Genomic DNA, 12,462 nt, shown 5'->3' with positions numbered 1-12,462 from the left:
GTTTGGAGGTCTAGATCATTTTTTGTAGTTGTAGGGGCAGTTTTAAATGGTTTTAGTTCTACTTTTTGCAATAATTAGTCCATTGTTTATGCTTGTCTGAATATTTGGTTAAATTTTTGGGCTTTTAAGGGGGCTAAATTAAAAATCCCTCAAAACTTTCGTCTTGAGGGATTTTTGGTATGTTGATTTTGATAAACTCAGCATTGCATTTTTATTGGCCGTCCTGATTATCAGATTAGGGTATATTACATCATACCGCCCATGCCGCCACCCATTGGAGGATGTGCACCTGCGCCAGCGCCTGCTTCTTCAGGCTCGTCTGCCAATACTACTTCGGTAGTTAATAGCATTGCTGCAATTGAAGCGGCATTTTCTAAGGCTACACGAGATACCTTGGTTGGATCAATAACACCAGCACCAATTAAATTTTCGTAAACATCAGTACGTGCATTGTAACCAAAATCTGCTTTACCTTCTTTTACTTTTTGTACTACAATAGAACCTTCAATACCTGCATTTTCACAGATTTGACGTAAAGGTTCTTCGATAGCACGTTTAACGATAGCGATACCAGTAGTTTCGTCTTCGTTATCGCCTTTTAGGTCAGCTAAAGCTTCTACCGCACGGATGAAAGCTACACCACCACCTGCTACAATACCTTCTTCTACCGCTGCACGAGTGGCATGTAAAGCATCGTCAACACGGTCTTTTTTCTCTTTCATTTCCACTTCAGAAGCTGCACCAACGTACAATACCGCAACACCACCTGAAAGTTTAGCTAAACGTTCTTGTAGTTTTTCTTTATCGTAGTCAGAAGTTGTAGTTTCTATTTGCGCTTTGATTTGGCCAACACGGGCTTTAATATCATCTGTTTTGCCAGAACCATTGATTACTGTAGTGTTATCTTTGTCGATAACTACTTTTTCTGCAGTACCTAAGTAGGTTAGATCAGCATTTTCTAATTTATAACCTCTTTCTTCAGAAATTACAGTACCACCAGTTAAAATAGCGATGTCTTCTAACATTGCTTTTCTTCTGTCGCCAAAACCTGGAGCTTTAACCGCTGCCACTTTCAGTGAACCACGAATTTTGTTCACTACCAAAGTAGCTAAAGCTTCGCCATCCAGATCTTCAGCAATAATTAAAAGCGGTTTACCAGTTTGAACTGTTTTTTCCAATACTGGCAACAATTCTTTCATGTTGCTGATTTTTTTGTCGTAGATTAAAATATATGGAGAATCTAATTCAGCTTCCATTTTATCTGCGTTGGTTACAAAATATGGAGAAAGGTAACCTCTATCAAACTGCATACCTTCTACCGTTTTTACTTCAGTTTCGGTACCTTTTGCTTCTTCAACAGTAATTACACCGTCCTTGCCTACTTTTTGCATGGCTTCAGCAATTAAGGCGCCAATTACTTCGTCGTTATTTGCAGAGATGGCAGCCACTTGTTTGATTTTGTTGTTGTCATCGCCAACAGCTTGCGATTGTGTTTTTAAGTTAGCCACAACTGCGCTAACTGCTTTGTCGATACCACGTTTCAAATCCATTGGATTTGCACCAGCAGCAACGTTTTTAATCCCTGCGGTAACAATTGCCTGAGCTAAAACGGTAGCTGTTGTAGTTCCATCACCTGCAATATCTGCAGTTTTAGAAGCGACTTCTTTAACCATCTGAGCACCCATGTTTTCGATTGGGTCTTTCAAGTCAATTTCTTTAGCTACAGTTACACCATCTTTAGTGATGGATGGTGAACCAAATTTTTTGTCGATGATTACATTACGACCTTTAGGACCTAAAGTTACTTTTACTGCGTTTGCCAAGGTATCAACGCCTTTTTTCAGTGCGTCTCTAGCTTCAACGTTATATTTTACCTGTTTTGCCATTGCTTAATTTTATTTGAAAGTTTTAATGTTTTAAAGTTGAAAAGTTTTTCAACTACTAATCAATTAACATTGCAACATTTTAACGTTACAACATTTCAATTTTTATCCGATTACAGCGTAAATATCACTTTCACGCATAATCAAGTATTCTTTGCCTTCGTGAGTAATTTCAGTTCCGGCAAATTTGCCATACAATACTACATCACCAACTTTAACGGTCATTGGTTCATCTTTTTTACCAGCGCCAACAGCAACCACGGTTCCTTGTTGAGGTTTTTCTTTAGCCGTATCAGGAATATAGATGCCTGACGCGGTTTTTTCTTCGGCAGGAGCAGCTTCTACTACAATCCTGTCGCCAATTGGTTTTAAATTTAAAGCCATAACTCTATAATATTATTTAGTTTTTTAATGTGATTTTATGCTTTATAGATTATCAGTTTTTGTGCCAAGCTGCTTTTGCTTGCCAAATTTACACAGCTTGTCAGTCTGCCTGAAATTTGTGAGATTGTTGTGTGTCAGTCTGACAGTTTACAGGTGATCTTTATCATTTTTTGGCCAGTTCTGGTTCATCGATTCTGGTATAGGTTTTAGATTTAGGAACGACAAGAATAAGCTCAGAGATCAAAGTTCCCCTGTGGGTTTCTCTCGAAAATTTTAATGGAATGGCTTCCGTTGTGCAGCGTTTCACCTTTGTTTAGTATAATATCTGATTCATATTTGGTTACCAATAATAATCCTCCATTACATTTGATCAAGATTTTTTCGTAAGGGAATACTTGTACAATATCGCCAATATTTGAATCATCGTATCCGAACTCTGAAAAATCGAACACCTGAGCACTAATTATTTTTACCCTTATTCCCTTATTTACAAATGTGAATGCACCATTAAATGGATAGCTAACAGCTCTAATAAATCTTTCGATGGTATAGACATCCTGCGACCAATCGATCAAGCTATCGGATGGGCTTCTTTTAGGGTAGTAAGTTGGCATTACCTGAATGTTTTGTTCCTTTAACTGAAATTGATGATGGAGCAGGTCGTCGATGTTTTTTTTGATGAGATATAGCATTGACAAGCTATTTTTTAGGTGTAGTGTTTCTGCATTATCTACCTCGCCGATCTGAAATTTATAGGTGTCCAAGACCTGCCCACTATCTATTCCTTTATCATATTTAAAAAGAGAGGTATAGAATTGTTTCTTTCCTTCTATAAGCGCCCAGTTTAAAGGAGATCGGCCTCTGCCCAAAGGTAAGCCCATTGCACTGCCATGCATGCCAAAGGCACCTATGGTAAGTAGGTCAAGAATATTTTCGGGAATGAGCCTTTGCCAGCCCATTACAAAGCATAGGTCAATGCAGTTGTCTTTAAAGAATAGGTAATCAATATCTCTGTTCAGGCTGTAGCTAGAGGCAACATGATAGGCAATCTGATTTTGTTGGCAAAAGGGCCGTAGGTCCGTATAGTCGGCAACTTCGTTTCTTTTTGCCATATCTGCATCTATGGTGACCAAACAAAATATGTTCAAATGGCTGATCAGGTTTTCTAGTAAAAACTGGGTTGTTGACTTACACCCTATTATTGCAATTCGTTTAAACATGATCTGAGATTTTTCTAAATGGAATAGAATTGTCGTAGAAATATTGCTTAAGGCTTGTTTTTTTTTGACTGAAATGCTCGGTTAATATTTCTAGGTTGTTATTTCCTTCTACAAACCACCAAATGGGATGCGTTAATAAATGAATGGAATGGAGGTTGCTGAACTCTTCCGATTCTATTGGATTTCCAAAACGCCATGCCCCGGTAGAATCGGCAAAATACTTAATGTCCTTAAAGTATTTTTTTTGGTAAGTATGCGGTATATTGGCAATAGGTTCATCATGGTTTTGAAAAAAATCATTTGGTCTGTGTATGCTTATGATATCTATTTCGGTGTTAAAAACATGTTTGAAATAAGTTATTTCCTCAATGAAGCCTTCTTTAAAATCATCATAGATACTTGGGTCGAAATGTATACTAATGTCATGCCCCATATGCTGAATAGCTTTAATAAGATCGAAATTAGGTTTGCTAAAGGGGTTGTAGAATTCCGATCTCAGTAAAAAAAAGAAAGTGCTTTGTATACCAAGCTGCTTTTCTACCAAAGCTGCTTTATAAGCAAATGATATATCGAAATCGATATCGTGCCGTAATACGATCTGGCCATTTTTATCTTGCGGTTCCCTGAATTTTTTAAAAGTATATCCCCTCTTAAGGAAAGCGGAAAGAAAATCGGAATAGGAACCTAAACAGTTGTATTTTGTATTTAGGAGCGATAAAGATTGAGGGTTAATCATATTGTTAATGGTATTTTTAAGTTAAGGCCAGACCAATTAGGGTTAAATATAAAATGATTTTAATCATTTCTGCTAAAACCTAAATCCCATAGTTACATAGCTTAAGGTGCTTTCGTTCGAAGTACCCAATACGGCTTGCAACATAATCAGGTCGGCAGGGGAGAAGAACAGGCCTCCGCCATATCCATTGTGCCATGTATTAGATTGTATACCCTTGGACCAAACTCTTCCAACGTCGTGAAACCCGATTAGCCCTATTTTTCCAGGAAAAAGATAGGAGTTGAAATCGAGGACCTTTAACCTTACTTCAAAGTTGTTATAAGCGAGGGTAGTTCCTGTAAAGCGGCCCCTATAGAAACCACGCAAATTGATTGAGCCACCTAATTTTACCATTTGAAAAAATGCTGGATCGCCAAAGGCAAAGCCAAAGCCACTTCTGTTGGCAATGGTTAAAACTTCATGCTGGTCTGGATTTATATAGGCGCTTAAATCAGTGTTGAAAATGCCCGATCGTTTCTGTTCGCCATTGAGCTGTTGCAGCCCAGTTAAGCTGCTTTGCCAATATATTCCTTTCGTAGGTTGTAGGGGGTGGTTTCGGGAATCGTAGGTAGCGGCAAACCGAAGTCCTGTATACCATTTGGTGCCAAATACATTCTCACTAGGGAACTGCTGGTCGAACAAGGCTAGGAATTTTTCGCCATTATTGGATAGCGAGCTATTATAAAATTGTGCGGCAATACCTGCGCTCAGTTCTAGTTTGCCAAAGGTGTGTTGTAAGTTTATATCTGCATCTACCAGGTCATACCTGTTCCTAAAGAAAGGTATTTTTTCATCCTGGTCATCGTCTTTTTTATCTTTATTGTATTGAACAAACTTGGTATTGTTTCCAATGCCAAAAAAATTACTTACGTTATTTGGACCCAAAGAAGAGAGCTTAATGTTTAGATCATTGTTCCCGATAAGTTTTTTCCAGTCTGCCTCATAAGTAATGAAAAATGACTTTCTGGCCAGTGAGTATTTTGATATCAGTTCATGTCTAAAAGCATAAGGTTCACGTCTAAAACCCTGTTTGGTATCTCGAAAACCAAAATTGACAGAAACACCGATATCATTGTTGTACTCTGGTAAAATAATGGGTTCAAATCGATCATAAACAAAGCTTTTCCGGTCATAAGAATTAACAACGGTGTCTTTTCCTAAACGAATTCGAGCTAAATCCTTATTTGGAAGAACATTTTTCTCGTCCTTTCTATCGTAGATAAATAGCTTCTTTTTATTGGTAAATTCAGGATTGATCTCGAAAATGTCTTTGTCATCACCCCCCACCAAACGTACTTTTATCCCTGACTTTCCCTCTCCCTCAATTTTAAAAACATCGTTTCCTTTAAAACCATATAGCCTTATTTCTTTAGTCACCTTCGGATCGAAAATGCGGTCATATATGGTTTGCTCTATACTGCCATCTTTTTTTGTCTTGTTAACCGTGAGGTGAATTTTCCCTTCACTAAGATAACGCAATATAAATTGTTCATGTTTGTCGCTTGCAGGTACTTCCACAAAAATAGAGATAAAGCGATAGTAGGCCAAGGCCTGTTCCTTTAGCCTATTTCTCCTTTGGATGAAAGTTTTGGCCAGTTCTATACCAGAGATATTATATATTTCTGGGGGCATGCGTCTCATGGCCTCGTAAATTAATGTGTCTGTAAGCTGTTGCTGTACATATTCAATTTGTGCTTGCCACTCTTTTTCACTTAGCCCATTTAAAAAAGACCTATCAAAATATCTGGCATTGAAATTCCAGCCGTTAATGTCTCTTATTTCTTCTTTATAGGGCTGGAATTTCGACTTAAGCCATTGATGGGAGACTATCCAGGGGAAAAGTCCTGATGTTTTATAGAATACCTGATCTCTATCTCTGGGTATTGGAGCGTACTGGATTTGTTTGCTGATCTTGGTCCTATCCCATCTCCACTGGTCCTCATGGCGATCCCAATCGCCCAATAGCATGTCCAATAGTCTGGCCCTAAGTACCAACTGTTGATCAATAGTCACGTCGTTATCCTTCTGTAATTCGTTGATCAACTTATCCGTATTGATGCTTTTTTCTGTTTCATCAGGAATTCTTTCCTCGAATAAAAATACCTGATTGGCAAAGTCCTTTCTGTATTCTTCCAAACCTTCGTCATCTGCTACATATACAACTTCGGGGTTAAGGTGGGGTACCTGTAGCGCTTGGGCCAGCAGAGGCACCACCAGTGCCGCAAATGGATTGGCGGTAGAAACCTGATCCTGTAAGATATCTTTGGCAACAGTTTGTTTTAAGTTGGCCGGTAGAGCCCGCTCTGGATATTTTTGTAAGGTGCGCAAAACATACTGCCTACCGTTTTTATCCTCTAAGCGTAAAGAGCGGGTTTGCATACCTCCTCCCAATTTCACAATCTTCAGGCCTCCTTTTTCTTTCCTTATATTAAAGACCCTAATATGTACCTGACTTGCCCAGGCTTTACGGTAATTCTCTCCGAATAATAGACGATGGAATTGGCTAACCTCATTATAGGCCGGAGATACGGCTATTCTGATACTATCGGGAGTTGACTGTTGTGCATATGTAAAAATACCATGCAGCAATAACAGCGCTATCCATAATAATCGTGTTTTCAAATAAATTATTATTTATTAAGCTAAAGATAGTAAAGAGGATATCCAAAAAAGCTTAAATTGTTTCTTTTTTGAAAGATTAGTTTACGTGGTCATCGCCATAGACTCCAAATCTTAATACGAAAATAGCCATTAATAGGTTGGCCGAATAATTAAGGTTACCCCAATAAAAAAGCTACTTAACGTTTAATGGTTAAGTAGCTTTTCGTAAATAAAGTTATTAAAATTATTTTTTAGTGCTGTCGCTCGCTTTTGGAGTAGCAGCAGGTGTTGCTGATTTGCTTGCCGGAGCACCACCACCTAAGATAGAAGGTGCTGCCGCTTTGTTAATGTGCTCGTCAATTTTTGAATTGGATGCTATACCTGAACCAGATTTGCTCATGGCCGTAATGGCTAGAGAGAATACAATGATTAAAGCTAACAGTACCCAAGTTCCTTTTTCAAGAACATCGCCCGTACGCTGTACACCAAACATGTTGCTGCCTGCACCACCAGTAGCTAAACCACCACCTTTAGGGTTTTGTATTAAAACAAAAAGGCCAAGGGCAATACAAACAATGACCAATAAAATAATTAATAAGGTAATCATATATGTAATGTTGTTAAATTTTCTTTTCTAAAGATTGTATAAGGTCGGCAAAGTAACGGCTTTTTTCTGGAATTTTCAAACTTAATTTTTGATAAGTATCTATTGCCTTGTGATAAAGCATTTGCTCGATATAGACCTCGGCCAAAGTTTCAGATACCAGGTCATAGTTGTCTTCAGCACTGCTCTTTGCCTTGTTCTCATTGTTGATCTGATCTGGTTTTAAAGGTTTGATCTGAGGCTCGTTTTTAATGAAATTGTTTATGATGTCATTTCCCTTTGTGTGTGGTTGCAGTGATGCTTCACCTCCCGCTTCGTCAGTTTGGACAAAAGGTGCCTGTATATGAAAAATATGTTCTACGTATTGATGCTGAAGATCTTGAGTGCTGCCCTGCTTAATAGGAGACACGAAAGGCCTGAAAATTTGCTCGTGGTCCTTTCTGGTTTTGGCCAACCACCATAAAAAGGTGAAAGGCAATTTATCATCATCATATTTGCTTACTACTTTTTCATCTTGTTTGTCTATAGAAAAGGTAATTCTATGTACTGTAGATGGCTCAACAACATAAGTGGGTTCTTCTTCATTGAGGATTTCAGGGCTAAAACTTTTTTCAAAAGCAAAAAAATCGGCAGAAACAATGCTTTCGAGAGCCAGTTCATCGGGTGTCGCTTCGTTTGTCTTTTCATGAGAAATTCCCTTGGCCTTTTCCACTTCGTGGGCTTGATCTGGAGCTTCTACTGTTTCAATAATAGGCGTAAAGCCGGGCTTTTCTATAATTGATGGATTTTCAGCGGGTGCTTCCTGAATTTCAAATTCTTCATTGCTTTCTATGGAAGGGGTTGCTAGAAGGGCGTCTGAGCGTGTTTGAGCATTCTCCTCACTTATATAACCTTCTGGTGTGGTTATGTTTGAAAGTATTTCTTCATCAGCCACATTTAGCTTAAGCAGTGCAATTTCGCCAATTTCTTCGAAAACTTCTTGCTCATCCAATTCCTTGTCTTCAAGGACTATTTCTTTGTATACTGTCGTTTCCTTAACTGCTATCGAATCTTCCTCGGACAAATAAGAAACGTTTTCTGTGCTTAGGGTGCTTTCCTCTTCCTGCTTTTCCGTAACAATGGTGAGCTGCTCTTGTTCATGGCCTGATGTTGTTGCCTGTGTTGATGAAATGGTATAATGGTCGGCGTGTTCTATATCAGGTTTTTGTGAACTGGCTGTCATTAGATTGGCCCCTATATTTGCTTTCTTCTTTTGCCAGATAGGGTAAGTAATGATATTAAGCTCTTCAATTACAGATAGCTCTTGGGGCTCATGAATAATTGTATGCAAAATGCTACCATTATTGTAGGTCGCAGCTTTGGCAAATACCGCATTTTGGTTTTCATTATTTACACTAGCTTTTGCCAACAACAAGTAGAGTGGCTGATAGTAGGGGAATTTTTCAATTAGATTTTTCAACAATGGCGTATGCTCTTGTGTGACCAATGATGGTTTCGCGAGTAGCTTCTCCAATTGCTGCTTCATCTCTAGGTTCAACTCCATTTTGCTAAGTTAATAATTGAAAATGCAAATTTGTCTACCATTGTGCAAAAGCACGATTAAAAATATTCTCGGTAAGCTGGGTATTTACCTTTTTGATCAAACCTTGTTCAAGGCTTTGTAAAGTTCGACCTTCTAAAGTAAAATCTGTAAAGGCACTAAAGGTTTCGTCAAAACTGTTTTTTATTTTTCCCGTATCCAGACTGTTGGTGTATTTGACTGAAACGGTGATGGTCAGACGGTTTCCTCCAGCGGTTGGTCGGGTATTGTCTTGAAAAGCAATGGGTTTGATCTCGTATCCTGTAATTCTTCCTTCAAATACGGCATCTGCTTCACCTTGAGTAATGGTCAGGCTACTTTGCGTCCTTATTCTTTCTTTCAAGTCTTCCGTAAATTGCTGGCTTAGGTTGGGTACTACCAGTGGTGCATTGTTCTCAAAGAAACGAACGTTTATGGTTTTCATTCCAGGAGGGATAGAGGCCCCATTGAACTTATAACTACAGCCAATAAACGTCACCGCAATAAATAGCCAGATTATTTTTTTCATGGTTAGTTAAGATTTAATTCTTTGATTTTTCTGTAAAGTGTACGTTCCGAAATACCTAATTCCTGTGCTGCAAACTTACGCTTGCCTTTATGCTTTTTTAATGCCTTTTTGATCAGGTCAGATTCTTTATCTATTAACGATAAAGATTCTTCCACTTCTTCAGCATCATGGGCATAATTAAAATCTGTAGCATTGTTGGCCACTGGGTGTTTGATCGTGAGCGTAGGCTCTGTAGGGTTGCTTAAATCAACTTCTTGATAAAGCTGGTTAATGAACTGAGGATTGTCGGCCATGATGTGTGCCGTATTCCCGCCGTTTTGGATAATTTCAGCCACCAGTTTTTTTAACTCCATCATATCCTTCTTCATGTCAAACAATACTTTATAAAGAATATCACGTTCAGAAAAATCCTCTTTATTGCCATTTTTTATTGCCATTGGCAGATTGTTGTTCTGCTCGTTGGGAATATAGTTAAGCAATGCCTGTGCGCTTACGTTCCTGTCTTTTTCCAACACACATACCTGTTCTGCAATGTTTTTCAATTGGCGTACATTTCCGGGCCAGCTGTAATTGCTCAATAATTGTATGGCATCTGGTTCCAATTGTATGCTTGGGCTACGGTATTTATCGCTAAAGTCGGCGGCGAATTTGCGAAAGAGCAAGTAGACGTCTTCCTTACGTTCACTTAAAGAAGGGATACGTAGGGGAACTGTATTCAAACGGTAGTATAGGTCTTCGCGAAATTTGCCATTCCTTACACTATTGTAAACATCCACATTGGTCGCCGCAATAATCCGTACATCAGTTTTCTGAACTTTAGAAGAGCCTACACGTAGGTATTCACCACTCTCTAAAATTCGAAGTAGGCGTGCCTGGGTACCCAAAGGTAATTCGGCTACCTCATCTAAGAAAATGGTACCGCCATTAGCGACCTCAAAATAACCTTTACGTGCTTCATGTGCACCTGTAAAAGAACCTTTTTCATGCCCGAAAAGTTCAGAATCAATAGTGCCTTCTGGGATGGCACCGCAGTTAACCGCTATAAAAGGTCCATGTTTACGAGCGCTCAGCTGGTGTATGATATGTGAAAACACTTCTTTACCGCTCCCACTTTCGCCAGTAATCAATACCGACATATCTGTAGGGGCTACCTGTCTAGCTGTATCTATTGCACGGTTTAAAAGCGGAGAGCCACCAATTATACCGAATCTATTTTTAATATCTTGTATATCCATTTTGTTAGGTTATGAGCTACGTGTTGTGAGTTATCTGTTAAGTGCCTAAGCCCATAACCTAATAACTCGCAACCCACAACATTTCAAATCGTTTTTATTCTACAATGCTTCCAATAAGGGTAGCAGAGGTACAACGTTCTATATAAACATTTGCGTATGCTCCTGGTTTTACCGAATCGACCACAGGAAAAACCACCATGGCATTTTCATCATTACGGCCTCTATACTCTTGGTCTGATTTTTTAGAAAATCCTTCAATTAAAACCTTTACCGTTTTGCCTACGAAATCCTGAAGGCAGGCTAAGGAATCTTCCTGTTGTTTTTTGAAGATTTCGGCCAGTCTTCTGGCTTTTACATCCTCTGGTATGTCATCTGGGTATTTGCGTGCGGCTAAAGTTCCCGGGCGCTCTGAGTAAGAGAAGGTATAAGCAAAATTATAACGGGCATAATCCATAATGCTTAATGTGTCTTGATGTTCCTCTTCAGTTTCACTACAAAATCCAGCAATAATGTCGGAAGAAATGGCACAGCCAGGAATGATTTTTTTGATGGCATCGATTCTGTTAATATACCATTCACGGGTATATGTACGGTTCATCAGCTTTAGAATCCTATTGTTGCCCGACTGTACAGGAAGGTGAATATAGTTACAGATGTTTTCGTATTTGGCGATGGTGTACAACACCTCATCGGTAATATCTTTAGGATGCGAAGTAGAGAAACGAACCCTTAGTTCTGGGCTAATTTCGGCAACTAACGCAAGTAACTGTGCGAAATTTACAGCACCTACCGAATGTTCTTTAATTAAAGCTGATGGTAAATCGGTTTTGTTGCTCAATGCTTCTAGCAGGGCGTCGCCTGTTAAGGTATTCATCTCGTCAGTAGCATCATCTACTGCTTTTTTCTCTATCGCAGATGAACTCCACAAATATGAATCTACGTTTTGCCCCAATAAAGTAACTTCCCTATAGCCGTTTTCGAATAATTCTCTTGCTTCTTGAACAATGGAAAAAGGATCTCTGCTTCTTTCTCTCCCCCTGGTAAAAGGAACTACGCAGAATGAACACATATTGTCGCAACCACGCATAATGGTAACAAATGCAGTAATCCCATTGGTATTTAATCTAACCGGACTAATATCTGCATAAGTTTCTTCACGAGATAAGATTACGTTAACCGCTTTATGGCCATCTTCTACTTGGCTAATTAACCCTGGCAAATCGCGGTAGGCATCTGGACCAACTACTACATCCACCAATTTCTCTTCCTCTAAAAACTTGGCTTTTAAACGTTCCGCCATGCAGCCCAACACGCCCACAATTAATTTTGGATTTTTCTTCTTTTCTATTCCAAATTGCGATAAACGATTACGAACACGTTGTTCCGCATTCTCGCGTATAGAGCAAGTGTTAATGAAAATGACATCGGCGCTTTGGTAGTCACTAGTGGTTTCGAACCCAGTTTCAGACAAAATAGACGCTACGATTTCGCTATCTGCAAAATTCATTTGGCACCCATAGCTTTCAATGTAAAGCTTTTTGCCATCGCCACTTTTTCCTTCTAACAACATTGCTTCCCCTTGGCGGGTTTCATCATGTGTCTTATCCTGAAGCTTAAAATCTATCATTAATTATTAAAATTTTTGTAGGGCTTCAAAAATACAAAAATTAAAT

General features: G+C 38.9%; 10 protein-coding genes. All 10 read right to left on the bottom strand.

Annotated features, from left to right (window positions below):
* Positions 1–245 precede the first annotated feature (245 nt).
* The 10 genes from groL to JHD79_RS05015 all read right to left on the bottom strand — a co-directional run bounded on the left by groL (position 246) and on the right by JHD79_RS05015 (position 12,416).
* Positions 246–1,886 (bottom strand): chaperonin GroEL, encoded by a 1,641-nt coding sequence (groL, locus tag JHD79_RS05060; protein ID WP_199118120.1) that lies wholly within the window; start codon positions 1,884–1,886, stop codon positions 246–248.
* A gap of 102 nt (positions 1,887–1,988) precedes the next feature.
* Positions 1,989–2,267, bottom strand: a complete 279-nt coding sequence (gene groES / locus JHD79_RS05055) for a co-chaperone GroES (RefSeq protein ID WP_199118119.1) — start codon at positions 2,265–2,267, stop codon at positions 1,989–1,991.
* 233 nt (positions 2,268–2,500) lie between these two features.
* Complete coding sequence (locus JHD79_RS05050) at positions 2,501–3,487, bottom strand: methionyl-tRNA formyltransferase (protein WP_199118118.1); 987 nt, start codon at positions 3,485–3,487, stop codon at positions 2,501–2,503.
* Positions 3,480–4,223, bottom strand: coding sequence for a hypothetical protein (locus JHD79_RS05045; RefSeq protein WP_199118117.1), 744 nt, complete (start codon positions 4,221–4,223; stop codon positions 3,480–3,482). Before JHD79_RS05045 ends, JHD79_RS05050 begins: the two co-directional genes overlap by 8 nt.
* 72 nt (positions 4,224–4,295) lie before the next feature.
* Positions 4,296–6,884, bottom strand: a complete 2,589-nt coding sequence (locus tag JHD79_RS05040; RefSeq protein ID WP_199118116.1) for a BamA/TamA family outer membrane protein — start codon at positions 6,882–6,884, stop codon at positions 4,296–4,298.
* Between the two features lie 223 nt (positions 6,885–7,107).
* A complete protein-coding gene (gene secG, locus JHD79_RS05035) occupies positions 7,108–7,470 on the bottom strand; it encodes a preprotein translocase subunit SecG (protein ID WP_199118115.1) in 363 nt (120 codons plus the stop codon).
* Positions 7,471–7,483: 13 nt separating this feature from the next.
* Positions 7,484–9,010, bottom strand: coding sequence for a hypothetical protein (locus tag JHD79_RS05030; protein ID WP_199118114.1), 1,527 nt, complete (start codon positions 9,008–9,010; stop codon positions 7,484–7,486).
* A 34-nt stretch (positions 9,011–9,044) separates the two neighbouring features.
* Positions 9,045–9,554: an LptE family protein gene (locus JHD79_RS05025; protein ID WP_199118113.1), complete on the bottom strand. Its 510-nt coding sequence runs from the start codon at positions 9,552–9,554 to the stop codon at positions 9,045–9,047.
* A 2-nt stretch (positions 9,555–9,556) separates the two neighbouring features.
* Positions 9,557–10,789 carry a sigma-54-dependent Fis family transcriptional regulator gene (locus JHD79_RS05020; RefSeq protein ID WP_199118112.1) on the bottom strand — a complete coding sequence of 411 codons (1,233 nt, stop codon included), beginning with the start codon at positions 10,787–10,789 and terminating at the stop codon, positions 9,557–9,559.
* Positions 10,790–10,883: 94 nt separating this feature from the next.
* Positions 10,884–12,416 (bottom strand): MiaB/RimO family radical SAM methylthiotransferase, encoded by a 1,533-nt coding sequence (locus tag JHD79_RS05015; protein ID WP_199118111.1) that lies wholly within the window; start codon positions 12,414–12,416, stop codon positions 10,884–10,886.
* Positions 12,417–12,462: the final 46 nt, after the last annotated feature.

Origin of the sequence: Pedobacter sp. ASV28 (assembly GCF_016428855.1) — a bacterium.
Lineage (GTDB): Bacteria > Bacteroidota > Bacteroidia > Sphingobacteriales > Sphingobacteriaceae > Pedobacter.
This window is presented reverse-complemented; position numbering and strand designations above follow the sequence as displayed.

What these genes read in the sequence shown, in the direction of transcription:
- groL (WP_199118120.1), bottom strand. Translation starts at nt 1,886, where the DNA reads ATGGCAAAACAGGTAAAATATAACGTTGAAGCTAGAGACGCACTGAAA.
- groES (WP_199118119.1), bottom strand. Translation starts at nt 2,267, where the DNA reads ATGGCTTTAAATTTAAAACCAATTGGCGACAGGATTGTAGTAGAAGCT.
- JHD79_RS05050 (WP_199118118.1), bottom strand. Translation starts at nt 3,487, where the DNA reads ATGTTTAAACGAATTGCAATAATAGGGTGTAAGTCAACAACCCAGTTT.
- JHD79_RS05045 (WP_199118117.1), bottom strand. Translation starts at nt 4,223, where the DNA reads ATGATTAACCCTCAATCTTTATCGCTCCTAAATACAAAATACAACTGT.
- secG (WP_199118115.1), bottom strand. Translation starts at nt 7,470, where the DNA reads ATGATTACCTTATTAATTATTTTATTGGTCATTGTTTGTATTGCCCTT.
- JHD79_RS05030 (WP_199118114.1), bottom strand. Translation starts at nt 9,010, where the DNA reads ATGGAGTTGAACCTAGAGATGAAGCAGCAATTGGAGAAGCTACTCGCG.
- JHD79_RS05025 (WP_199118113.1), bottom strand. Translation starts at nt 9,554, where the DNA reads ATGAAAAAAATAATCTGGCTATTTATTGCGGTGACGTTTATTGGCTGT.
- JHD79_RS05020 (WP_199118112.1), bottom strand. Translation starts at nt 10,789, where the DNA reads ATGGATATACAAGATATTAAAAATAGATTCGGTATAATTGGTGGCTCT.
- JHD79_RS05015 (WP_199118111.1), bottom strand. Translation starts at nt 12,416, where the DNA reads ATGATAGATTTTAAGCTTCAGGATAAGACACATGATGAAACCCGCCAA.